Below are 22,832 nucleotides of genomic sequence, written 5' to 3'. Positions count from 1 at the left end.
ACTGTAGGAGAACTGGACTGGCTCATGTCTTGGCCAATTCCGTGTAGCGCGTGAAATTCGCCGCCAGACCGAGGGTAAGGCCGGTCACATTGCTTTGTACGACCGCAACCCCGACCTGTTGGAGCAGGAATGCGAACGGCGAGCGCTCGTTCCATTTCTTCTGGACGTCTGTGTACATGGTCAGGCGCTTGCCTTCGTCAAGTTCCTGGGCAGCCGCCGCGACTGACGCAGTCAGTTCCGAATCGGCAAAATGGCTACGCCATGCAGCGGTCTTCGAGGTGGTGCTGTCGGAATCGTCAGCATCGGAGCAGAACGGCACCGCATTGCCGTTCGGGTCGACATAGTCGCCTGCCCAATAGCCGATACCCATCTCATGCTTCCGAGCACGCATCTTGCCAAACACCTGGCTTGCCTCGCCGGCGAGCAGCGAAGCCTTGACGCCGATCGCAGCGAGATCCGCCTGGATCGCCTGTGCGACGTCCGCGTAAGGCCAGCTGTTAGGGTGGTCAATGGTGACTGAGAACCCGTCAGGGTAGCCGCCTTTTGCGAGCAACTCTTTGGCCTTTGCAACATCTTTCTTAAACGGCAGGTCAGTTATGGCGCCCGGGGTACCTTTGGGCAGGAACGACTGCCACGCATTCCACAGCTTTGGGGTAATATTCTGGGCGATCGCCTCGTAGTCGACGGCCCATTTGATGGCCTGCCGGACCTCTTGTTTCTGAAATTGCGGCAATGCCATATTCATCACCATGTAGATCAGGGTCAGGCTATCGGCCTGGTCTACGGTGAGCCCAACCTCGCCGCTGATCGACTTGAGCTGATCCGAGCCCAGGTTTCGCGCGATATCGATGTCGCCCTTCTTAAGCAGCAGAAGCTGAGACGCCGGATCGGCAACGTGGCGGATGACCAAGCGTGGGATCTTCGGTGCAACGGCCGTATGCGGGTTCGCCTCGAGCACGACGCGGTCGCTAGCCAGCCACTCCACCAATCGGTAGGGGCCGGAGCCGGCGGAATGCGTCTTCAGCCAGGCGTTGCCGAGATCGCCGTCCACTTCATGGGCCAGCGTTCCGGTCTTGTCCACGATGCTACCCGGCAGCCCAGCCAGGCAGGAGAGGACGATGCCGCTTGCCTGCAAAACAGGCAGCGTCAACACGACCGTGTATTTATCGGTCGCCTTGATCAGCTGGTCCATGTTGCTTGTGGTCCACCCGAACTGGGTCAGGAGGTAACCGACAGCCTTGTTCAGCTTTATCACGCGATGCAGGCTGAAGATGACATCTTCCGATGTAAGCGGGTTGCCGGTCGAGAACACTACATCCTTGCGGAGATGGAATGTCATGGCGAGACCATCCTTCGATATCTCCCACTTCTCGGCCAGATCCCCGACCAGCTTCGTGGAATCGGCCGGATCGACCGTCACCAACGACCGGTAAATATTGCCGCAAATCTCGAAGTTTGAAAGTTCATAGGCTTCAGCTGGGTCAAAGCCACCGATGATGTCGTCAATGGCCATTGCCATCACGACGATGCTTTTCGGCGTGGCGGCCCGTGCAGACCAGAGCAACGTCGGGCCCGCGGCAATCGAAGCGGCACCCATAATTAGGACTGATCGGCGAGTTAGCATCTGCAAGTTCCCCTTGTTGAACGCTGTCGTTGAGCCACTACGTGACCACGCCGCCTTTTTGCCTGGCGAGCTTGAAAAAACGATATGCCCGATGTTGTTGCTCTACAAATATCAGTTTCGCATAGATTTATGCTCCCACGCATTAATCGGCGGGTAAGGCGTGAATCCCAGGCTCTTGGGGACCGTGAGGGGGGGTCGAGGTTTATTGCCACGCTTTGTGCAGCCAATGGAGTTACTGGTGTGGACCGCCCCAGACGACGTGGGCGCGATGCTTGATTCATCGCGTTGTGCGGCCTGGACATGAACATCCACCGCCATGCAGAGGTTTCGGAGCCAGTTGACGACGTCCCCAGCAGAGATAGATTCGTCGATGCTATGTCGCGGGAACACTCGCGCAATACTCCTGAACGAAGCTGACAAAGTGAGAGGCGGCGCGCGTGAGTGTCTTCGGATACCACACGGCTGTGGTCTCGACTTGCCTATCTACATCAACCAGAGGCCTTACGACCAGGTTTTGGTACTGGATAGGGGCACGACAGTCTGGGTAAATCGAGACACCCAACCCAGATGCAACTAGCCCAAAAATGCCAATACTTCCATAGACCTCCTGGGTGATCCTTGGAACAAATTGTATATCAGAAAACAGCACGTCCATGAAGCTTCTATACGTATTCCACCCAGGCCTGCTGCCGAATATGAATGGTTCGTCGGCCAAGTCTCTAATGGTTAGCGTTTTTTTCTTTGTAAGCCGATGATTGTTTTTAATTAGCACCGTCAGAGGATATTTCGCTGTAGTTAGCGTATTTCTGAAGTTGTTCAATTGATCGACGGGCCCCATTATGAAGGCGATGTCTAGTTTTCCAGTTGCAAGATCGTCGAGTTGCTGTGAGCGTTCTCCCTCGTGTAGCCGTATAGTGATATCAGGGAAACGTCGGCGAAACAGTGGAACGATAACCGGCAACTCAGCCATGAATGAGAAATCATTGCAGCCGAGGTCTATTTCGCCAGCAAAGCCGGTTGCAATCGATCGCGTGCGTTTGATTGACCGTTCAAACTGAGCAACTATTTGGCGACATTCGTCCAACAAAAGCGCCCCTTCGGATGTCAAAGCAACGTTTCGCGTACTCCTATTCAGCAGCGTTACCTTTAGATCCTGCTCCATCCATCGAACTGTCCTGCTGACCGCTGATTGAGCAAGATGCAGCTTTTGGGCGGCTCTACTGAAGTGAAGTTCCTCTGCGACTGCTATGAAAATTCGCGCATGGCGGAGATCCCAACTCACTCTTTCGCTCCATCGACGTTCCCTGCAGATCTGCCTATCAGTAGCGTCTCAATCTCCCATGTTAAACCCGTCACAACGACCCGCGAGGAGCCAAGCTGCAAGTGCTCGGATAGCGGCCACCGCCAGGCGCCACTACATTTTCGTCCGCTCGGCTGTCGGATCATACATCGGACGAAGCGACGCGTCGGCCGGATAGCGCTTTTCGGCGATCTCTATTTCATAACTAGCACCCAACACATCGGCCTCGATTTCCCCCGCACAGGGCACATATCCCATGCCTATAGCCCCGCCGAGATAATGACCGTAGTTGCCCGACGTGATGATCGAGACGATCTTTCCGTCGCGAACAAGCGCTTCATTGTGGAAGATCAGGGGTTCGGGATCCCGCAGACGAAACTGGAGCAAGCGGCGCTTTAGCCCCGCCTCACGCTTCCGCAAAACGGCCTCACGGCCGATGAAAGCGCCTTTGTTGGCCTTAACAGCGAAACCGAGTCCCGCCTCGATGACGTGATCTTCGTCGGTGATATCATCGCCAAAATGGCGAAACCCTTTCTCAATCCGGCAGCTGTCGAGTGCATGTAAGCCTCACATCTTGAGGCCGCATTCCCGGCCAGCCTCCTCGATGGCTTCGAACACGTGGGCCGCTTGGTCGCTAGAGACGTAGAGTTCCCAGCCCAGTTCCCCGACATAGGTGACGCGATGAGCCCGAGCGAGGCCCATCCCTGCCTCGATCTCCTGAGCTGTGCCAAACGGAAAGCTTTCATTGGAGAAATCATTGGGGCTGAAGCGGGTCAGGACCTCGCGCGCCTTCGGCCCCATAACGACAAGCACGGACTCTGCTGCGGTCAAATCGGTCATAACGACGAACTCTCCCTCTTGCAGGTGTTTGCGCATCCAGGAAAGGTCGCGTTGCAGGGTGGCTCCGGGAACGACGGCGAGGAAGACCGTTTCCGACAGTCGGGTGACTGTCAGATCCCTTTCAACGCCACCTCGTTCATTCAGCATTTGCGTATAGGCGATCCGGCCTGGGGCGACGTCCATCTGATTGGCACACGCGCGCTGCAGGAAGGTCAGCGCATCCCTCCCCTCGATGCGGATCTTGCCAAAGGATGTCATGTCGAAGAGGCCAACGCCGTTGCGGACGGCGAGGTGTTCTTCCCGCTGGTTCTCAAACCAGTTCTGCCGCCTCCAGCTGTAACGATATTCTCTTTCCTGGCCTTCGTTGGCGAACCAGTTGGCACCTTCGCAGCCCGCGACTTCGCCAAAGACGGCCCCACGGGCCTTCAGATGTTCATGCAAAGGCGACCGGCGCACTCCCCTGGAGGTTGCCATCTGCCGATAAGGGAAGTGATCCGCATAAAGAAGGCCAAGCGTCTCAGACACGCGGTCCTTGAGGTAAAGCCGGTTTTTTTGGAACGGCTGTGCTCGCCGGATGTCGACGTCCCAAAGGTCAAACGGTGGCTCGCCGTCGTTCATCCATTGCGCAAGGGCCATGCCGGCGCCGCCTGACGACACTATCCCGATAGAGTTGTAGCCGGCAGCAACTCAATAGCCCTTTGATTCAGGTGCTTCACCGAGATAGTAGCGGTCGTCAGGCGTGAAGCTTTCGGGCCCGTTGAAGAACGTATGGATTCCTGCCGTCTCCAGCATTGGCAAGCGGTTCACAGTCTTTTCGAGAATCGGCTCGAAGTGCTCAAAATCCTCCGGTAATTGGTCGAAACAGAAATCCTCGCTGATGCCCCCCATACCCCACGGCTTGGCCTTTGGTTCGAACGCGCCGAGCAACATCTTGCCGGCGTCTTCCTTGTAATAGGCGCACTCGTCGGGAACTCGCAGCACTGGAAGACGTGCGAGGCCGTCAAGCGCTTCAGTGACAATGTAGAAATGCTCACAGGCGTGCAGGGGCAGGGTGACGCCGGAGCGTGCTGCAAGATCGCGACCCCACATGCCACCGCAATTGACAACATGTTCGGCCGCGATGGTTCCCTGCTCACTGTCTTGCGCCCAGGAAACACCTGTCACTCGGCCGTCACGGTCATGGACGGCTGTAACCTCAACTTTATTTGGTCCAAAGTCTGCGCCGGCTTGAGCGCTGACCTTGTCATGGCGCCTCAAGGCAGCAGCAGCGATATGGCCAGCATTTGATCGCGCTGGAGCAAATCTGCGGATTCATTCGCTATCTCATCGAGGTCTGGCGGCTCGGATCCAACTTCCTTGCAACTGCCGAAATGCTCAGTCATTTGGCCAGCTCCGCTCGCGCAGCCAGACCGCCAGATCAGAAAGAGCACGCTTGCGAAATACGCCAACTGAAGGAGCAACGAACAAGCCAGCGTCGTGACGACTACTGTGCGGATGGAATGAGAAGCGAAGTAGACAATCAGAGCGTTGCTGCAGAGGACCAGCCCCAGGATGCGACAAAAGATTTTTAAGGGCAACGCCGTTCTCCTGGTTTGTCTCCTCAGATCATGCTGCGACCTGGTCGGCCGCAACATGGGTCTGGCAGTTCTTCGGGCAGACGCGGCCGCAGGCTCCGCAGCCAATGCAGCGGCCGGCATGGTCGACGACCATGATCATGCGATTGAGCTCGCCGTCGAAATCGTCGTCTTCGCCGCCGCAGGCGCCGAGGATTTCACCCGCGTCATCGACGCCGTAAAGATGCATGACCTCGCGAGAGCAGACTTTGAAACAGCGGCCGCAGCCGATGCAGGTCGTGCCGTCTATGGCGGTGAGATATTCCGGCATCCATCCGGAGCCGTCGCGGGTGGTGAATGTGCTCCTCATCGTAACTTCTTCATTGCAGCGAGCTCTCTCTTGGCACCATCCAACTCGGCAAAAACGGCCGACGTTTCCTCGGCAACTTCCTCTATCGCCGTCCATTTTCCCGGGAGATCTTCTGCAAGGTCGCGCAATTTCATCTTGGCAATTGCCGCGCGCAGCTGAAGCTTTCGGACTTTCTTCCCATTCATCTAGCTTTGACATAAACCCTTCCTCGAAATCGGTTTCATCACGCCGGCGCCACACCGGGACCGGCTTCAGTGGCTACGGTCGCATCGTCGATCAGTTTCGCACCGGCGTCAGCCAGTTTCCGGAGCATCTCGAAGCCGAACCGATGAACGTCTTGCCAGAACGACCAACTGCCCGGCCGTGGAAAGCATGCGGCCCCTAATCCTCGTGAATTTCATCTCCATCATTGCCGATGTCATCAGGCCGGAGCGCTCCTCGATCGCGAGCCCGATGGCGGTTTAGAACATGTCGAGCCTCCACAGCACGTCAGGATCGGGATCGTCGATGACGGGCATCCCAGGGCGCTGTTTTCTGGTGACGATGAAGTCGGCCAGCAGCGTGGCGTCCGATTTGCCTTCCTACGAGCCGTAGGAGTCTTGAGCACGGATCAGCCGCACGAGGCATCTGACAAAAGGCGTGGCAAGCGCCCCCTCGTCCTCGGCAGGGCTGATCGCGGTGTCAGACATTTCGCCTTCTCCTCAATTTCAGTCCTCTTCCTCGAAGCACGCTGCCTGTTTTCGGGGACGCCTACTTCGGGCACCCTTGCGCAGCCGACGCCCGGCTCGGGGCGGCCGATTCCACGCAATTGATGTCCCCGTGGCCGACCTTGAACACCTCCTCGACTGCGAGGTTTTCCAGGCGAACTCGCATCGAACATTATTTCCGCCGCAATGCGGCCACAGGTCATGAAGATTCGAGCTTCGATCCTGCTGCAAACAATCGACCAAGTGCTGCATGGACCCTCCTTGCTGCGGCCACACCAGAGAAATGGACGAATTGGCCAGTAATCCCATTTCGACCAATCAACCCTTTTTGTTTTTTCTCCTCGGCCGACCGCGCTTTGGCACCTTCGGGAAATTGTTTTGCGGAGCCGCACAGAGAGCGCCGTAACAAACCTTCACACCCCTGTAGGTGGCGAGGGCCTGCAGCAAATCCGATAGAAGGTGCTCTTTCAATTCGTCCGGGACAGGCTCCGGACCGTCCAGCGACTGCAGTGCCAGTTCGACCAACTCGATCGCGCGATCGTTGTTGCCGTTCTCGTAATAGTACCGGGCGACCGCGGGATAAGACCGGAACTTAGGGCTGTCGCCTTGCGGGGGATTCAGTGCCAGAATGTGTTCGGACAGCTCCTTGCCCATCGCGAAGCGCTCAGCGGGGGGAAGGCGCGAATGGTCATTGGCCGGATGGAAAAGCTGGTCTAGCGCCGAAACCATCCAATCCTGGGAGTTCTTGTCGATCGCGTCGCGCACGAATTCGTGCATAACGGGCAAGCCGGTCCACATATCTTGTATTTTGTGAAGCAACAGGTGCGCATGAGCGAGGCGGAAATTGATGTCGTCGGGCATCAAAGCGATGCCCTCTTCGATCGCCCAGAGCGCCGTCTTCCAATCTTCTAACTTGACGGCCGCCCAGAATCTGTCATCGATCGGCTGCTTCAACGCTTGTTTGCGCGCCATGGGTTCGCTTGTGGCGATCCGCTCCGTATCGGCGGCTTTAGCTTTATCGCTGATGCGCCAGCTGCCGTTGAGCACTTCCGGCAAAACCTCATCGAGTTGGCTGGGATGACCGATAAAGGCGATATGGCCGTCTCGGTCGACCACGTACGAAGTCGGGATCCCGGCGGAAAAGCTGGGTTTCATCCAAAGCTTGTTCATTTCACCTGTGTGGTCGAACGCGATCCGATAGCTCAGATGGGAGCACTTTTCGGTCAACCACGCGTCCAACTTAGTGCGACCCTCAACGGCCGTTGGAGCGTCTTCATTAGCCGCGACGCCGACGACCTCAAGTCCGCTGTCCCTGTATTTTTCCTGGAGCCGCATCAGATCGAGCATCTCCGCCATGCATAGTTCGCACCAAGTTGCCCAAAATTCGACGATATAGACTTTGCCGGGCTGGAAGTTCGCAAGGGGCTCGCCACGCAGCCAGTCCTCCACTTTGATCGAAGGAGCCGGTGACCCCAGCTGCACTACCATGTTGCTCTCCAAAGCTGTTGCCAAAGGTTGGGTGACCTTATGCGCGAGCTTGTTCCCTCTTTGAGACGGGGCACGAGGGTTCAAGGAAGGGAGAGCATCGCTCGTCTTGCGCATCTGCGTGCAGTCAGCCTTCACTCAGTGTTGCTGACTCTCAAATCGCAAAGGCCGTGCCAACGCGCTAAGCGCGCAGTAAATGCTTGATTCCACTTTGAAAACGTCCGGGTGCCCAAGATAGCCGGTTGTATTGGACGCGACATGTTTTCTGCCGCTGTCCGGTTTTGGACACGCATCTGGCGCTTCGGGCCGGCACGAAAGCCTGGCCACGGACGACTCAACATGTATTCGGGCTGAGGGACCGAGCAGATGGACATCATGACTGCGTTGGCTGCCGCCAGGCCCGTCATCATCGTCCGCTTCAAGCCACCGGCTTGAGCGTCTTGCCGTTCCGGTCCCTCAGGCGGTGCGGATCTCGCCACTTGCGATTGCAAAGGCTGCTCCATCCGAGCGCGGCCTGTGCCCCCTCGCCCGCCTTGCGATTGAATTCCTGGCTGGCGACATGGGAATTTTTCACGACGAAGCCGGTCCAGCTTCGGCTCGCCAATACCGCCATCGTCAGCTCGAAGATTATGATCCTGGCGAAAAAGGCCAGGATGAGTGCCGGCGTGTGCGGCCGGTGAGCTCTCCGGGGTTCCTGCTTTGTGCCGATATTTTCTGTGTTCCCTGTGCTCAGGCGCTACAGGGACCGCCTGGTGCGAATGTGAGCGTTGTCGGAATTGACCAGCCTTAAGGCCGCTCGGTCGCCACGCGGTGGGCCGGGCAGACTGAAAACGCTGAAGATGCGGCCGCCGTCCTCGCCGCTAAGCCGGCTACCATCCCAGACGATGGTAACGTTATTGATGCTATCAATTCCCCCCCGACACCGGCAAGAGCCCGACCGTCCGACTCGAAGGTCGGTGCCTTGGCCGCTGCACGGTCGTTGCGGTGTTCAGCTCCCGGCCAGTGGTGAGGGAAATGGTGATAACACCAATACGATGGGGCCACGGTCCGAACGCGGCCTGCCGCGCTGAAACGACTCTCTTTCTCGACCTGACGCCGACCCGAGTATCGGTGTTTTGAGCGCATCGAGGACGCCTGGGCCTCTGCCCGGCCGTTGGTCTGCGCGTTACGGATTTTCTCGGCGAGCAGACCCCGAGCGCGCGTTAGAGGCCTCCGGTGAATGTTCTTCGCGACGGCGCTTACAAGTTGCTCGAGGAGCTTCGCGTTGCCGCGGCCTTTCTCCGACTTGGCATCAGGATAGGTGACCCAGGCGAGTAGAGCTTCGAACAACATCGGTGCTGCTTTGGAACCCGTCAGCGAGCCAAAAACAACGGCAATGACGGCTTCCCAACTATCGATCTCGTCACACCGCCGAAGAGCCGCTCGCGCAGCCGGCGATTGCCATAAGCGCCCATGACTATCATGTCGGCAGACGTGTCGATTGCGTGCTGCGCGAGCACCGTGGCTGCCGATTTTCCGGCGCTCGCCAGCAGGTCAACGGACACCCGAGCACCGTGCCGAGTGAGATAGGCAGCGATGTCGGCTCCCGGCTCAGCGCCGTTTCCGGCGCAGGTCGTCTCCGGATCGACGAGTGCGACACGAACTTCCTCAGCACCGGCTAGCAGATTCAGCGCTTCCCGAACCGAACGGGACGCCTCCACTCGCGAATCCCAGCCGACCAGCACGCGCCGTGGACACAGAGTTGCCTCAGCGCCCTCCGGCACGACAAGCACCGGCTTTCCGGTGTCGAACAGGCTGCCGTTGATAACAAGGGGACCGACGTTAATGTCGTTGAGAAGTGCGGGGCCGACGATTGTCACGTCGTTGCAGAGCGCCCGCGCTCGCACTGCGTCACCGACGCTGGCCTGATCGCAGTTGACAACATCGACATCATAGCACCGCCACGTGGCTCTCAGCAGTTTGTGAATTTGCCTAGACGTTTTTTCCAGACTGGCCGCGTCCTGTGAAAATCTCTCAATTGGCCTGTAGGGTTTTTCCCCTGCGGCAATGGCGTGTGCGCGTTGTCTAGGCCACTCGGGGATGCCATCGCCTAGCAGCGAAGGCGACACAACGAGCGGCGGAGGCGACATGATCAGGACGGACAAATGTGCGCCGACTTCGGCGCACAAGCTTGCAGCTGTTCTGACGTCACGATCGGAGTGGTCAGCTCCCGCTACACTGAGTAGGCTTTTGAAGGCCATCTGACTGCTCCCCTGAGTATGTCGCGCCCGTAGCGCGTTTCGAAGCCGCAAGACTTGCGTTCCAAAACGAAGATGGACAGTGGCACACCATCCGTTCGCTATTCAGTCGTCCGGCTTCTCGAGCGAGTAGCCGGCAGACCTGACAGTACGAATGACGCTACCTGGCGAGGCCGCCTTCAGCGCCTTTCTGATCCGGCTGATATGGACGTCGACAGTGCGTTCACCGATATGGATATTGTCCGGCCAAGCCGCGTCGATCAGCTCGTCTCGGCTGAAGACCTTGCCGGGAGCCTCAAGAAATTGCCGCAGCAGGTTGAATTCGAGAGGTCCGAGATGGATGTCGTGGCCATTACCTCGAACCCGGTGAGCATCGAGCTTCATCTCAAGGCTGCCGCAACAGAGCCAGCTGCCGTTTTTTATCCCGTTTGAACCCGGCTGTGGCAGCGCCAGCTTCGTGCGTAGACAGTCAAGCAGCTTGGCCGGTGCGAAGGGCCGCACAAAGCTCTCGTCAATACCTGCCTTCAAGAGATCGAGGTGCTGGTTCTCGGCGCCGGGCGCGATCAACGCAATGACGGGCAGGCGGCCGGTCCGGGGCTCCCCCTTGAACCGGGCGCAGATTGTGGAGCCTGCCGCGCTTGATGGCCCGCAGTCCAGCACGACCGCCTGGAGCTCCCGTTGATCGGCCAATGCAAGTGCTTCCTTGACGCCGCCTGCCGGCTCACTCGTGAAGCCGTCCACCCCCAGAATGTGGCTGAGGAACAGATACAACTCCGCATCTTGCGAACAGATCAGTACCACTGGCTTCATCAGCGCTACCCCAAGAACCACATCGGCCTCGACCGCCTCGATTGAGAGGGCTGGCCATCGCATGTCCTCAAGGCCTGACATGATCCCCGCGATCGAAAATCGGTTCCATCACGCCCGCGCCACCTCGGGATGAGCCTCAATGGCTGCGGTCGCATCGCCGGCCAGTTTGGTACCGGCCGCGGCCAGTTTCCAGAACGTCTCGAAGCCGAACCGGTGGACGTCGCGCAGGGTCTTTGACAGAACGACCAACCGCCCGGCCGTGAAGAGCACGCGCCCGAAGCCCTCATGGCTCATCTCCATCATCGGCGATGCCATCAGGCCCGTGCGCTCCTCAATTGCAAGCCCGACGGCGGTGTAGAACTTATCGAGCCTCCACAGCACGTCCGGATCGGGATCGCCGATGATTGGAATTGCACGGCGCTGTTCCCTGGTGATGATGAAGTCGCCCAGCAGCTCGGCGTCGGATTTGCCTTCCCATGACCCGTGGGAATCATTGGCACGGATCAGCCGCACGAGGCATTTGACGAACGGGGTGGCAAGGGCCGCCTCGTCCTCGGTGGCGGCAGGGCTAACCTCGGCGTCAGACATTTCGCCTTCTCCTCATTTCAGTCCTCGTCCTCGAAGGAGGGTTTCTGTTTAGCGACACCTGCCTGCGCCAGCACCTTGCGCAGCCAAGGGGGAGGACACGTCCTGAGCATCATTTGCGTGCGCAACAGCACCTCCTGGATGGTCTGGGGCTGCGGCACTTTGATCGGATGGATCTTTGCGGAAACAAGTTTGGCTGCCGAAGGTCCGCCGATCGCCAGACAAAACAGCAGATGACAGCCCTTCAGCGCCTCCACCTTCGGGGTGATGCGGTCATCGCCCTCAGTTCGGTGCTTCCCGCTCTCGTCGGAAACGTCGTCAAAGGCCACGGCTTCGACGAGATTCCACTCCTCGCGCATCACGTCGTAGACAGCAAAGCGCCTGGCCGACCCGAAATGGGCGTTGAGGTTCTTCATGTCCTGCGTGGCGATTGCCACGCGCAATGCGCCGGCTTGGCGTTCCGGCTTCGGTGCGTGAACCTCGTCAGTGACGAGCGAGAGGCGACGAACGGAGCTCATCTGGCATTTCTCGCGTAAGGAGTGGATCAAACGCCTCAGGCGTCGGCGCGCGCCGGTTGGCTTCAAAAATGTTGGCAACCTCGAAGATCAGGTCGCGGGTCCCCTGGTAGAGGATTGTGAGCTTGTTCTGGGCCCCGAGCCGGTCGAAGATCGGGAAGCCGACCCGCATGAGCGGAATGCCGAGACGCTGCGCCGCCTGGCGACCGTGGGAATGAGTAACGAGAAGATCAGCGCCGGCACCGAGAGCTTCCAAATCGCCGAGGTCGCCGATTTGAACCGACTGCGCCGGTACTTCCTCCAGAATTTTCGACATAGCGGCCGTTGTGACCGCCGCCGCGATTTCGGAGCCCATAGCGATGAAGAAGCTCGCGAGTTGGTAGAGTTGGTCTGGTTCAGCAGCGATCGCAATTTTCTTGCCTCCAAAGTGGAAATGTCCGTCGAGCAACGCGTCCTGCAACTGCGCCCGCCGACGGCGCACCCCAGCCGGCGCCGCCGCGCCCGAAATCGCACAGAGAAGCGAGACGAACCGGTCGGCGTCCTTCAATCCAGTCAGCGACCGGAACAGCACGTAAGGCACGCCGGTCAACCTCTGCAGCAGCTCGGCCGGGCGGCGCATATGCTCACCGATGGCGACGCATTGCACAGCCGTGCCAAGCTCGCGGATATCCTCGACGCTGGTGCCGCCATAGGTGGTCGTGATCCAGCGGTCGGGCACCGTACCGTCGAGCGAGCCGGAGACGTCCGGAAGAATCACCGGTTTGAGTCCAAAGCTTTCAATCATCTCACGCAAATGCTCGATATCAGCCACAGTGAGGTTCCAGCCAGGCAGGATCACGATCTTGTTGGACTGCCGCGCCTGCTCGCCGGGCCGCGTAATCCTTTCGATCATCGCGGTGACAGCCTTGGCCCAGCCCTCTTCGATCGCGCCGTCGAAATCCGGTGTGTTGGCCAGCACCACCTCCGTACCTGCGAGTTCTTCCCTGCGCTTCAGCCTGATATTGGCGATATCGCCTGCGGAGTCTTCGCCCCGGGTTTCCACCAGCGCCGTGGTGCAGACCCCGATCAGCGTTGGCTTTGTGCGGGCCTTAAGATTGAGGATCGCCTCTTCCAGATGGTCTGCCCCGCCGAGGATCGTCGCCACCTCGTCCATCGCCGTCGTCTGCAAGGGGATCGCTTCCTTGAAATGTCGCACGAACAGCACGAGCGCGAAGCTGGTGCACCCCTGGCTGCCGTGGAACAATGGCATCGCGCCGTCGACGCCAAGAAAGGCCAAGGCGGCACCCAATGGCTGCGATGACTTCAGCGGATTGACCGCCGCCGCTTTGGTCTGGGGAAGGATGCGGACCATCTGCTTTCCTCAACACTCGCCGAAATTGCCGGCCGTCGTGCCGGCGAATTCCTGGACAGCATGCAAGGTCGCGGTCTTGTTTTTCGTGCGCGGCAGTTCCTGCCTCACCGCAGGCTGGCAATCCCATGGTGCCGGTTCCCGCACCTGGCGCCAGATCGGGTTATGAATAGCGAGGTCGATCTGGCGTACGAGTTCCACCATGCCGTGATAGCCGGCGTAAGGATGTTGGCGCTCCTGGTTGATATCGAGCCAGGGTGTCTTGGCCTTCAGCGCGATGAACTGCGTGCGCCCGCCCGACAGCAGTATATCGGCCTTGCGTTCCGAGAGCATGGCGTAAAGCTCGCGCGGCGCCATCTGCTCGAACATGTGGTTGTCGTTCTTGAGGATCTGCTTGATGCGTTCCTTGTCTTCGACGGTCGACTTCTTGACAGAGGTGCCGACGATCTCGATGCCGATCTCCATCAGCGCATGGACGACCGACCAGGACTTCACGCCGCCGGTGTTGAGCAGCACGCGCTTGCCTTCGAGCCTCGGCCGGTAGGCAGCGAGCTTCTTCCAAGCGATCGCCTCCTCCTCTGCAATCAATGCCTCGGTGCGGCCGAGGATCTCCGGATCAGCACCCTGCTTCACGAGCAGCTCAGCTATGTTCCGGAGTGCATCCGAGGTATCGGTGATGCCGTAGAAGGAGCCTTCGAAGAATGGGATGTCCCATCGCTCGTCCATCTTGCGTGCCAGATTGATGAGCGCGGTCGAGCACACCATCATAGCCGCCCGGGCGCGGTGCGCGCCGGCAATGTCCAAGTAACGTGCGTCACCTGGAATGCAGGCGCGCACCCGGATCCCGAGCCGATCCAGCAGCGGCTTCACCAGCCAGAATTCGCCCGAGAGGTTGAATTCGCCAAGAATGTTGATGTCGTAAGGGCCGGCATCGTCGGGCTCGACCGCGCCGATGACATGCTCGAGCAACGCCTCGCCGGCAAGCTTGTTGCCGAGATTCTTGGAACCGACGAAGCCCGGCGCATTGACCGGTACAACGGCCAAGTCGAACTTTGCCGCCGCGCGCTTGCAGACAGCCTCGATGTCGTCGCCGATCAGCGCCGTCACGCAGGTCGAATAGACGAAGATCGCCGGCGGCCCATACGCTTCCTTGATCTCGCGGATCGCTTTGAAAAGCTTGCGCTCGCCCTGCCCCATCACAACATCGAGTTCGGTGAGGTCGGTCGTGAAGCTTGTGCGCCACAGCGTTGGCCCGGACGAAGCCGCACCGCGGTTGTCCCAGGAATTGCCCTCGCAGGCGAGCGGCCCATGGACCAGGTGTGCGACGTCGGCGATCGGCTGCAGTACGATCTTGGCGCCATCGAAGGCACAGCCACCGGCCGCCGCTCCGGGGGTCAGTGGTTTGGAACAGCCCTCCTTGCGCGCCTTGGCATCCTTGCCGCGGTTGTTTTCGCAGGCAGGCTCGTTGAAGACATCCTGGATTTTCGCTCTGAGCGAGGACATTGCGTCAGTCTCCAAAGTCCCTCGAGAAGACGACCGGCCTAACCGAAGAGCCGGCCGCCATGCTTAGCGGGTAAGGTCATACGAATAGTCCGTCACGCCCGTCTCGCTTGTCTCGCGATCGAGCTTGTCGAAGATCTTGTCGAGGATCGTCGTCAGGACGCGCAATCCGCCTTGGTAGCCCATGAGCGCAAACCGATGGTGATGGTGGCGGTCGAAGATCGGAAACGTCAGCCGGATCAGCGGCGTGCCCGTGTCGCGCTCCAGATACTTGCCGTAGGAGTTGCCGATCAACAGGTCCACCGGCTCCGTGAAGAGCAGTGAGCGCATCGCCCAGAGGTCCTTGCCCGCCCAGACTTGAGCACCCTTGCCGAAGGGCGATGATGCAAGCAGCTCCTTCAACTCCGCTTCCCATGCCGAGGTGCCGTTGGTGGCGAGGCAATGGGTGGGCTCGCCGCCCGTCTCCATGATGAAGCGGGCCATGGCATAGACAAAGTCAGGATCGCCGTAGATGGCGTATTTCTTGCCGTGCAGCCAGGATTGGCTGTCGGCCATGGCGTCAACAAGTCGACCGCGCTCAAGGCGGATTGCCTCGGGGATTTGCTTGCCGGAAATCGCGGAGACCTCCATCAGCAAGTCGTCGGTCGCCTGGACTCCAAGCGGGTAATGAAACGAGGCAGTCGCCTGCCCTACTCCCTCGCAATACTCCAGTGTTTTTCGGGTGTTGTAATGCTGTAGCGAAAGTGTCGCCTCGGCGTTGAGTGCCTTCCTCACGTCTTCGATCTTCGTGCCGCCGTCATACATGCGGTATTCGCCGTCGGACGGCGTGTCGAACTGGTCAGAGGCGTCTTGGATGAAGGTATAGGACACGCCTATCAGATCGAGCAGGCGCTTGAGTTCCCGGTTGTTGCCGACACAGAACCCGTCGAAGCCCGGAATGATGTTGATGGTTCCCTCGGCTTCAGTTCGCTCCTCGCCCTTCCAGAAATGCTCCAAAATGCCCTTGACCGCAACGTCATAGCCGTCGACATGGCTGCCGACAAAGGCCGGCGTGTGGGCGAAGGGCACGTCGAAGTCGCGCGGGACCGAGCCTTCGTCCTTGGCGTTCTCGATGAAGCTGTGCAGGTCGTCGCCAATGACCTCCGCCATACAAGTGGTCGACACGGCGATCATCTTTGGGTCGTAAAGTTGGTACGTGTTGGCGAGCCCGTCGACCATGTTCTTCAGGCCGCCGAACACTGCCGCGTCCTCGGTCATCGAGGAGGAAACCGCCGAAGCAGGCTCCTTGAAATGGCGCGACAGGTGCGAGCGGTAGTAGGCCACGCAGCCCTGGCTGCCGTGGACGAAGGACATGGTTCGCTCGAAGCCTGCGGCCGCGAACACCGCGCCGAGCGGCTGGCAGGCCTTGGCGGGGTTCACGACAAGCGCCTCGCGAGCAAGGTTCTTTTCGCGGTATTCCCACGTCTTGGTGAATTCGCCTTGGTCGGTAACGATCTGGTCCGGGTGAGGACATTCGAAATTCAGCCTCTTCTCGGCTAGCATCTGCCTGTATTCCGGCTCGCGGAACAGGGGCGCGTGGTCGAGAACTTTTTCAGCCGACTGCGGCATGGGTGGTTACCTCTTTCCATCTGGCCCGCCATAGGGCGGCACAGGGACGTCGAAACGTTTCAGGTCTCCCGCGGACAAGCGGCCACAGGCGTTCACGGCCTCCCGGCTTCCGGGAGGCCAGGGTTTCATTCGGCTGCGATCGCCGCCGACGGCTCGGCTTTTTTCTTCCAGGGGGCGTCGTAGAGGTTCCAGACCGGGTTGTTGATGGCCAGATCCATGTCGCGGGCGAAGATGGCGAAGCCGTCGTAGCCGTGATACGGGCCGGAATAATCCCAGGAATGCATTTGACGGAACGGTATGCCCATCTTCTGGACCGGGTACTTTTCTTTGATGCCGGAGCCCACGAGATCAGGACGGATCCCTTCGATGAACTTCTCCAGCTCGTAACCAGTCACGTCGTCATAGATCAGGGTGCCCTTCTTCACGTAGTGGCCGGTGCGCTGATAGTCGTCGTTATGGCCAAATTCGTAGCCAGTGCCGACGATCACCATGCCCAGGTCCTCATATGCCGTGACGACGTGACGGGGGCGCAGCCCGCCGACATAGAGCATCACCGTCCTGCCTTCGAGGCGCGGCCGGTACTTGGCGATTACGGCATCGATCAACGGCCGGTATTTGGCGATGACCGCCTCGGCCTTGGCCTCGATTTCCGGCCCGAAGTGCTTGGCTATCTTGCGCAGAGAGACTTCAGTCTGGGAGGGGCCGAAGAAATTGTACTCCATCCAGGCGATGCCATACTTTTCCTCCATGTGCCGGCAGATGTAGTTCATCGACCTGTAGCAATGGATGAGATTGAGTTTCGCCTTTGGCGCTCGCTCTATTTCGGCCAGCGTAGCGTCGCCCGACCAGTTGCCGACCACCCGCAGACCCATCTCTTCGAGCAGGATGCGCGAAGCCCAGGCGTCGCCGCCGATATTGTAGTCGCCGACCACGTTGACATCGTACGGGCCGGCCTCGAACTCGATGGCCTTTTTCTCGAACACCCAGTCGCGGATCGCGTCGTTGGCGATGTGGTGGCCGAGGGATTGCGACACGCCGCGGAAGCCCTCGCAGCGCACCGGCACGATTGTTTTTTCGTGCTGCTTGGCCTTGTTGCGGGACACGGCTTCCGTGTCGTCGCCAATCAGGCCGATCGGGCATTCGGATTGCACAGTCATGCCCTTGTTCAGCGGAAACAGTTCCTCGATCTCGTCGATGATCCGTTCGAGCTTCTTGTCGCCGCCGAAAACAATGTCCTTCTCCTGGAAATCGGAGGTGAACTGCATCGTGACGAACGTGTCGATGCCGGTCGTGCCGACGTAGTAGTTGCGGCGTTGAGACCAGGAATATTGCCCGCAGCCGACCGGCCCGTGCGAGATATGGACCATATCCTTGACTGGACCCCACACCACGCCTTTCGAGCCGGCATAGGCGCAGCCGCGAATCGTCATCACGCCGGGGATGGACTTGATGTTCGATTTGACATCGCATTCGGAAAGGACCTCGCTTTCCTCGCCAGCCTCGTCGCCGCTCTTTGCAACGCTGAGGTGCTTTTTGCGGCGCTTCGCCGACTTGTCAGGATATTGCGACAGCACCTCCTCGATAAGCTTCGCATGGAGGGCACCGTCATTTTCGTATTCGAGGCTCATGGGACCCCTTTCAAGGTTCAGGGTGACGCCTCACCGACGAGGCGCCGTTCTTTGAAAGGCGCACCAGGTAAGGCGGCGCCTCATGTCGGCAGCAGTCGCTACTGTGCGGCAGTCTTGGCCGCTTCCTTGCCCTGAAGCTCGGCAAGCATCTGCTCGTCGGTCTTCATGATGCCGAAGTCGAGCAGCATGTCCTCGAGCTCCTCCATGGTGATCGGGGTCGGGATGGTGCCCTGGCCCGAATTCCCGTGAATCTTCTCGGCCAGCGCCCTGTATTCTCCGGCCTGCTTGGAGTCCGGCGCATACTGGATCACAGACATCTTCCTGAGCTCGGCGTGCTGGACGATGTTGTCGCGCGGCACGAAGTGGATAAGCTTGGAATTGAGCCTGGAAGCCAGCGCTTCGGCGAGGTCGAGCTCGCGGTCGGTTTGGCGCTCGTTGCAAATCAGGCCGCCGAGCCGCACGCCGCCCGAATGGGCGTATTTCAGGATACCCTTGGCGATGTTGTTGGCGGCATAGAGCGCCATCATCTCGCCGGACATGACGATATAGATTTCCTGGGCCTTGTTCTCGCGGATCGGCATCGCGAAACCGCCACACACCACATCCCCGAGCACGTCGTAGGAGACATAGTCGACGTCGTCGTAGGCGCCGTTCTCCTCGAGGAAGTTGATCGAGGTGATCACGCCGCGGCCGGCGCAGCCGACACCTGGCTCGGGTCCGCCCGACTCCACGCATTTGATGCCTTTGTAGCCGACCTTGAGCACGTCCGCGAGTTCCAGGTCTTCCACCGAACCTTCCTCTGCCGCGAGATGCAGGACCGTATCCTGCGCCTTCGCGTTCAGGATCAGGCGGGTGGAGTCGGCTTTGGGGTCGCAGCCGACGATGAGGATTCTCTGCCCGAGGTCGACCAGGGCGGCGAGCGTATTTTGGGAGGTGGTGGACTTGCCGATGCCGCCCTTGCCGTAAAAGGCGATCTGACGCAAACCTGACATGTAGCTTTCCTTCCTTCGTTCCCATTCATCGCGGCTGCCGCGACTTGAATGCCGGTCGGGCAGCTCTAGCCGCCTCGCACCTAAGGATCTCAAGACTCATGCCAATTTGGCTGATCCAACCGAAGAATAATTTCATGGTTGCTTTTCAGGGGTTTAGCTTGAGTTCCAAGAAAGGATCGTCGGAACAGCCCGTGTAGCGGACGCGACATTGGCGACACAAAGCGTCGGATCGCGATCCTCAGTCACCGCATTCGGTTGAACCGCATCGTTGTATTGAGGTGGCCGAACAGCATCTCGACCCTCTGCGGGATGCTGCGAACTCTTCTGTGCCGCGAGCTGACGTGCTTGCTGAACGCGTGTCCAAGTGGACACTCCGCCCACTTTGGGCGCGATCCTAGCATACCACCGATCCACGGCCACACGGGCGAATAGTTCCGCTATATCAACCCGAGGGACTCGGTTTACTTCTCGGCGCAGGAGTTCAGTATCGGAGTCATCGCCTTCACATGTCCGTCGATCCGCTCGAGCACTTTGGCTGCGACAAGGTCGCGCTCAGGCAGATGCCACCAGTGTTCGTTGACGAGTTTGACCGTCTCGACCACTGCCTTCAGGACTGCTGGCTCCGGAAGCCGTGCACGGTTCGCAAATGCTTTCCATCGCGGTGCTGCTAGCGCCTTGAACGAACGCTCTCCTCCAAGCGACAGCGCCATGGCGTCGGCGGGAATATATGGCACGGTGGATAGGAGGTCGTAAATTGGTGCAAGCGCCGGCTGGTCGCCCTTACCGGGATAGATCAAAGACCAGTTCTTCAGGTGCATGTCGCCATTGCCGGTGATGACGGTCAGTGCCAGGCGGCGGACGAACTCGAGAGCCGCCGTAGGCGAGACGGCTACGCCAAGAGCCAAGGCGATGTCGTGATAAGCAGCTCCCTCATATTTGCGCGAGGGGTAGACACCGAAGACCTGAGCGAAATCCTCGATGTGTATCCTCTCGCCACCGGCGCCGCGATCGAAGCGTTTGACGAGAAGGACCTTGCCGTCAGATGACGTGTTGAATTCTTCGGGAACGCCCTCAAAATCGGACTTCTCGACCAGTTCGCATTCAGGAACGTCCATGCCGATTGCTGCTGCCAGCGCCAGGTTTGCGAATTCGTTCTCGGAAACGCCCGCAAAGGCCGTCGAAGGGAACTTGGCAATGTACCGGCCCTGCTCGTCGTCCATCGGCAAGGTAAGGCCGCCGCCTTTTCCAATGTTCTTCATGACCGACAGCTTCATCTGCACGCCGGCAAGCGAGAATCGTGCCTTGGGCTGATCCTTTGAAGCATCCTGCGAAACCGCTATCGCGCCGTCACTAGGCAACGCCCGTACGGCTCCCGGCAGATCGGCGCCTAATGCCGCTAAAAGATCGAAGTCATTGCCTGGCCGCACATTGCCTTCGTGGTGCCTTTCCATCGCCTCGCGCAATTTCTCCTCCGGCAGGAGGTTCGCGAAGAAAACGGGCAAGGCGCTTGCCAGAGGCTTCGGATCTTTCCGCAATCCTCCCGTCGCTGCCCGGAACGACAGGCTGAGAACCGGAAAGCCGCCCGTCGCGCGGTAGGCCTCATCGAAGTTGAATGCATTGAAATCGCCCGGCGTCCTGACGATTGTGCCGATCTTCACTGCGTTCAAGAGCACGTCGAGCGACGGGATCGTCTTAGGTGCGCGAAAGACTGGGGCCATGATCGTCATCGTCAGGTTGAGAAACAAAGGCGGGTCGATCGTCATCATCATGCGGACGCAATAGAGCCTGGACAGCCGGCACCATGAATTGCGGAACCAGCATCATTTCCAGGCCGAGCGCGCGAGCGATATTCATGAGCGTTGTTGCACGCGCGGCTGCGGCTCCCGTTTCGATGTCGCGATATCGGGGACGGGATATACCCGCCAAATGAGCGACCTGCTCCTGCGTCATGGCAGCGGCCAGCCTCGCCTGCCTGAAAAGCCCGCCGATTTCGCGCAGAATATCTGATTGAGAGTCCATTATGATACGTATACGACCCATTTCAATGCACGATGATATGGCAGGGTATCTTATCCAGCGATCGAGTCAACAACTTATGATCTGTTAGCATATCTACCATAGGTACAATGATACGCAAAGAGATCAATCTTCCTGCCTTAGCGTCCCCCGACCGTGGAGGCCGTCCGAAGCTGACGCCCGATCAGCGCTCCGAAACATCGGAATGTTAAATCAAGAGGTCCGGCGGCTGAAATCGCTCGTCTCTTCTGGTTCATACGGCCGGCCGCGCTGACTGGGGGTCAATGTGATCGCCACTCCTTGATGGCAATGGCTTTGTACCATCTGCTCCTGCCGGTCTCCCGCCGCACCTGGTGTTCCGACCCTTTTAGGGGCTTCTCGCTCTGCGTGACCGGTCACCCTGATCAAGCATCGACATAGCCGTCGAATACCGCTTTACTCTCGGCTGTCCGTTCGGGGCATGGCGGGGTGCCTCCCCGATCACGATGCAGCACCCGAACAACCCCGCGACCAGGCAATCCTCCCGCTTCCGAGACTTTCTCACTCAGTAAGACTAGCGCCCGCCGCACGTACGGGCGCCGCCGGCGTCAACCGGTGGGCAGGTGCGCCGAGGGCAACAAGCGCGCCTGACGCAACGCCACCAGATCAGCCGAGCCGGTGCAGAAGCAGGCGACGGCCAACTGGCGGATAACGATCTCGAAATGCGCGACAACCGCCTCGCTGGATTGCGTAGCCGCGCGCAGCACGCCGGCTGCCTGCCCGGCGATGTCCGCGCCCAAGCGGATGGCCTTGGCCACGTCGACGCCGTCGCTGATCCCGCCCGACGCGATCAGCTTCACCGCTGGCAGCGCCCGACGTACCGCCTGCACGCTGGCCGGGGTCGCAATCCCCCAATCCGCGAATGCCATTGCCACTGCGCGGTCGGCGGCATCGGGAGCGCGCTCGCCCTCCACCGCGGCCCAGTTGGTGCCGCCGGCGCCGGCGACATCGATCACCGCCACGCCCGCCTCGACGAGCGCACAGGCCACCGAGGCGGACAGGCCCGACCCCACTTCCTTGGCTACGATCGGCACGCCGACGCTGCGCGCGGCGCGAGCGATCTGCGCCAGGACGCCGCGCCAGTCGCGGTCGCCCTCCGGCTGTACTGCTTCCTGCAGCGGATTGAGATGGACGATGAGTCCATCGGCCTCCAGTGCATCCACCGCCCGGCGGGCAAGGTCCAGGCCGTCGGGCTGACGCAGTTGCGCGGCGCCGATATTGGCCAGCAAGGGAACGTCTGGGGCCAGGCGGCGCAGCGCGCGCGTCAGCCCCTGGGAGTTGCGGGATTGCAGGCTCACGCGCTGCGAACCGACGCACATGGCGATCCCCAAGGCTTGCGCTGCCTCGCTCAGATGGCGGTTAATGGCCTCGGCACGTGGCATGCCGCCGGTCATGGAGCTGATCAGCAGAGGCGCGCGCATGGTCTTGCCCAGCAGCGAGGCGCTGAGGTCGATCTGCGTCAGGTCCAACTCAGGCAATGCACAGTGTTCGAAACGAATGTACTCCCAGCCAGCGGCCTTGGCCCGTGCCGTTCGCCGATCCAGCACGATGTCCAGGTGGTCGTCCTTGCGCCGGCTCAGGTTGGTGTCGCTGATGCTCGCTCCTTCCGCGTCATCGGGCGAGGGCGTTGCGTCGGATCGGACCGACGGCAGCGCGCGGACGCCGCCGTCTCCCG

General features: G+C 59.8%; 19 protein-coding genes and 2 pseudogenes. All 21 read right to left on the bottom strand.

All coding sequences use genetic code 11. The annotated features are described in order from the left end of the window. Window positions 1-22 precede the first annotated feature (22 nt). Window positions 23-1,597, bottom strand: a complete 1,575-nt coding sequence (locus NKJ11_RS01870) for an ABC transporter substrate-binding protein (protein ID WP_352792578.1) — start codon at window positions 1,595-1,597, stop codon at window positions 23-25. A 400-nt stretch (window positions 1,598-1,997) separates the two neighbouring features. Beyond that, on the bottom strand, window positions 1,998-2,906 hold the full coding sequence (locus tag NKJ11_RS01865) for a LysR family transcriptional regulator (protein WP_352792576.1): 909 nt from the start codon (window positions 2,904-2,906) through the stop codon (window positions 1,998-2,000). A gap of 132 nt (window positions 2,907-3,038) precedes the next feature. Beyond that, a pseudogene (locus NKJ11_RS01860) lies at window positions 3,039-5,006 on the bottom strand (GcvT family protein); the annotation flags it as partial. Between the two features lie 11 nt (window positions 5,007-5,017). Continuing rightward, on the bottom strand, window positions 5,018-5,341 hold the full coding sequence (locus NKJ11_RS01855) for an exopolysaccharide production repressor protein (RefSeq protein WP_352792575.1): 324 nt from the start codon (window positions 5,339-5,341) through the stop codon (window positions 5,018-5,020). A gap of 28 nt (window positions 5,342-5,369) precedes the next feature. Continuing rightward, the gene (gene fdxB, locus NKJ11_RS01850; protein ID WP_352792574.1) at window positions 5,370-5,687 is read right to left on the bottom strand and encodes a ferredoxin III, nif-specific; all 318 of its coding nucleotides are present in this window, start codon (window positions 5,685-5,687) and stop codon (window positions 5,370-5,372) included. After that, window positions 5,684-5,872 carry a CCE_0567 family metalloprotein gene (locus tag NKJ11_RS01845; RefSeq protein WP_352792573.1) on the bottom strand — a complete coding sequence of 63 codons (189 nt, stop codon included), beginning with the start codon at window positions 5,870-5,872 and terminating at the stop codon, window positions 5,684-5,686. Before NKJ11_RS01845 ends, fdxB begins: the two co-directional genes overlap by 4 nt. Before the next feature lie 38 nt (window positions 5,873-5,910). Beyond that, a pseudogene (locus NKJ11_RS01840) lies at window positions 5,911-6,376 on the bottom strand (NifX-associated nitrogen fixation protein). A gap of 336 nt (window positions 6,377-6,712) precedes the next feature. Continuing rightward, on the bottom strand, window positions 6,713-7,882 hold the full coding sequence (locus NKJ11_RS01835; RefSeq protein WP_352792572.1) for a TlpA disulfide reductase family protein: 1,170 nt from the start codon (window positions 7,880-7,882) through the stop codon (window positions 6,713-6,715). 415 nt (window positions 7,883-8,297) lie between these two features. Then, window positions 8,298-8,492 (bottom strand): FixH family protein, encoded by a 195-nt coding sequence (locus tag NKJ11_RS33800; RefSeq protein WP_502895865.1) that lies wholly within the window; start codon window positions 8,490-8,492, stop codon window positions 8,298-8,300. Between the two features lie 739 nt (window positions 8,493-9,231). After that, complete coding sequence (locus NKJ11_RS01825) at window positions 9,232-10,119, bottom strand: universal stress protein (RefSeq protein WP_352792571.1); 888 nt, start codon at window positions 10,117-10,119, stop codon at window positions 9,232-9,234. Between the two features lie 102 nt (window positions 10,120-10,221). Continuing rightward, complete coding sequence (locus tag NKJ11_RS01820; RefSeq protein ID WP_352535979.1) at window positions 10,222-11,007, bottom strand: winged helix-turn-helix transcriptional regulator; 786 nt, start codon at window positions 11,005-11,007, stop codon at window positions 10,222-10,224. A 27-nt stretch (window positions 11,008-11,034) separates the two neighbouring features. Beyond that, window positions 11,035-11,514 (bottom strand): NifX-associated nitrogen fixation protein, encoded by a 480-nt coding sequence (locus tag NKJ11_RS01815; protein ID WP_352566278.1) that lies wholly within the window; start codon window positions 11,512-11,514, stop codon window positions 11,035-11,037. 17 nt (window positions 11,515-11,531) lie between these two features. Further along, window positions 11,532-12,029, bottom strand: coding sequence for a nitrogen fixation protein NifX (gene nifX / locus NKJ11_RS01810; protein WP_352792570.1), 498 nt, complete (start codon window positions 12,027-12,029; stop codon window positions 11,532-11,534). After that, entirely contained in the window at window positions 11,995-13,377 is a 1,383-nt protein-coding gene (nifN, locus tag NKJ11_RS01805) for a nitrogenase iron-molybdenum cofactor biosynthesis protein NifN (protein ID WP_352792569.1), read from the bottom strand. The genes nifX and nifN overlap by 35 nt, the downstream gene beginning before the upstream one ends. A 9-nt stretch (window positions 13,378-13,386) precedes the next feature. Then, the gene (nifE, locus tag NKJ11_RS01800) at window positions 13,387-14,877 is read right to left on the bottom strand and encodes a nitrogenase iron-molybdenum cofactor biosynthesis protein NifE (RefSeq protein WP_352792567.1); all 1,491 of its coding nucleotides are present in this window, start codon (window positions 14,875-14,877) and stop codon (window positions 13,387-13,389) included. Window positions 14,878-14,940: 63 nt separating this feature from the next. Continuing rightward, a complete protein-coding gene (gene nifK, locus NKJ11_RS01795) occupies window positions 14,941-16,482 on the bottom strand; it encodes a nitrogenase molybdenum-iron protein subunit beta (protein ID WP_352792566.1) in 1,542 nt (513 codons plus the stop codon). A 125-nt stretch (window positions 16,483-16,607) separates the two neighbouring features. After that, on the bottom strand, window positions 16,608-18,110 hold the full coding sequence (gene nifD / locus NKJ11_RS01790) for a nitrogenase molybdenum-iron protein alpha chain (RefSeq protein WP_352792564.1): 1,503 nt from the start codon (window positions 18,108-18,110) through the stop codon (window positions 16,608-16,610). Window positions 18,111-18,208: 98 nt separating this feature from the next. Further along, the gene (nifH, locus tag NKJ11_RS01785) at window positions 18,209-19,102 is read right to left on the bottom strand and encodes a nitrogenase iron protein (RefSeq protein WP_352657338.1); all 894 of its coding nucleotides are present in this window, start codon (window positions 19,100-19,102) and stop codon (window positions 18,209-18,211) included. Window positions 19,103-19,563: 461 nt separating this feature from the next. Beyond that, window positions 19,564-20,820, bottom strand: a complete 1,257-nt coding sequence (locus tag NKJ11_RS01780; protein ID WP_352792563.1) for a type II toxin-antitoxin system HipA family toxin — start codon at window positions 20,818-20,820, stop codon at window positions 19,564-19,566. Then, the gene (locus NKJ11_RS01775; RefSeq protein ID WP_352792562.1) at window positions 20,795-21,121 is read right to left on the bottom strand and encodes a helix-turn-helix domain-containing protein; all 327 of its coding nucleotides are present in this window, start codon (window positions 21,119-21,121) and stop codon (window positions 20,795-20,797) included. The genes NKJ11_RS01780 and NKJ11_RS01775 overlap by 26 nt, the downstream gene beginning before the upstream one ends. Before the next feature lie 584 nt (window positions 21,122-21,705). Then, window positions 21,706-22,809, bottom strand: coding sequence for a type 2 isopentenyl-diphosphate Delta-isomerase (gene fni, locus NKJ11_RS01770; protein ID WP_502905781.1), 1,104 nt, complete (start codon window positions 22,807-22,809; stop codon window positions 21,706-21,708). Window positions 22,810-22,832: the final 23 nt, after the last annotated feature.

Source organism: Mesorhizobium sp. M0243 (assembly GCF_040321775.1).
GTDB lineage: Bacteria > Pseudomonadota > Alphaproteobacteria > Rhizobiales > Rhizobiaceae > Mesorhizobium.
The sequence above is the reverse complement of the archived record's forward strand: the minus strand, read 5'-3'. Positions and strand labels throughout refer to the sequence as shown.

What these genes read in the sequence shown, in the direction of transcription:
- NKJ11_RS01870 (WP_352792578.1), bottom strand. Translation starts at nt 1,597, where the DNA reads ATGGGTGCCGCTTCGATTGCCGCGGGCCCGACGTTGCTCTGGTCTGCA.
- NKJ11_RS01820 (WP_352535979.1), bottom strand. Translation starts at nt 11,007, where the DNA reads ATGTCAGGCCTTGAGGACATGCGATGGCCAGCCCTCTCAATCGAGGCG.
- nifE (WP_352792567.1), bottom strand. Translation starts at nt 14,877, where the DNA reads ATGTCCTCGCTCAGAGCGAAAATCCAGGATGTCTTCAACGAGCCTGCC.
- nifN (WP_352792569.1), bottom strand. Translation starts at nt 13,377, where the DNA reads ATGGTCCGCATCCTTCCCCAGACCAAAGCGGCGGCGGTCAATCCGCTG.
- NKJ11_RS01780 (WP_352792563.1), bottom strand. Translation starts at nt 20,820, where the DNA reads ATGGCCCCAGTCTTTCGCGCACCTAAGACGATCCCGTCGCTCGACGTG.
- NKJ11_RS01775 (WP_352792562.1), bottom strand. Translation starts at nt 21,121, where the DNA reads ATGGACTCTCAATCAGATATTCTGCGCGAAATCGGCGGGCTTTTCAGG.
- NKJ11_RS01835 (WP_352792572.1), bottom strand. Translation starts at nt 7,882, where the DNA reads ATGGTAGTGCAGCTGGGGTCACCGGCTCCTTCGATCAAAGTGGAGGAC.
- NKJ11_RS01815 (WP_352566278.1), bottom strand. Translation starts at nt 11,514, where the DNA reads ATGTCTGACGCCGAGGTTAGCCCTGCCGCCACCGAGGACGAGGCGGCC.
- fdxB (WP_352792574.1), bottom strand. Translation starts at nt 5,687, where the DNA reads ATGAGGAGCACATTCACCACCCGCGACGGCTCCGGATGGATGCCGGAA.
- NKJ11_RS01825 (WP_352792571.1), bottom strand. Translation starts at nt 10,119, where the DNA reads ATGGCCTTCAAAAGCCTACTCAGTGTAGCGGGAGCTGACCACTCCGAT.
- nifK (WP_352792566.1), bottom strand. Translation starts at nt 16,482, where the DNA reads ATGCCGCAGTCGGCTGAAAAAGTTCTCGACCACGCGCCCCTGTTCCGC.
- NKJ11_RS33800 (WP_502895865.1), bottom strand. Translation starts at nt 8,492, where the DNA reads ATGGCGGTATTGGCGAGCCGAAGCTGGACCGGCTTCGTCGTGAAAAAT.
- NKJ11_RS01845 (WP_352792573.1), bottom strand. Translation starts at nt 5,872, where the DNA reads ATGAATGGGAAGAAAGTCCGAAAGCTTCAGCTGCGCGCGGCAATTGCC.
- nifX (WP_352792570.1), bottom strand. Translation starts at nt 12,029, where the DNA reads ATGAGCTCCGTTCGTCGCCTCTCGCTCGTCACTGACGAGGTTCACGCA.
- nifH (WP_352657338.1), bottom strand. Translation starts at nt 19,102, where the DNA reads ATGTCAGGTTTGCGTCAGATCGCCTTTTACGGCAAGGGCGGCATCGGC.
- nifD (WP_352792564.1), bottom strand. Translation starts at nt 18,110, where the DNA reads ATGAGCCTCGAATACGAAAATGACGGTGCCCTCCATGCGAAGCTTATC.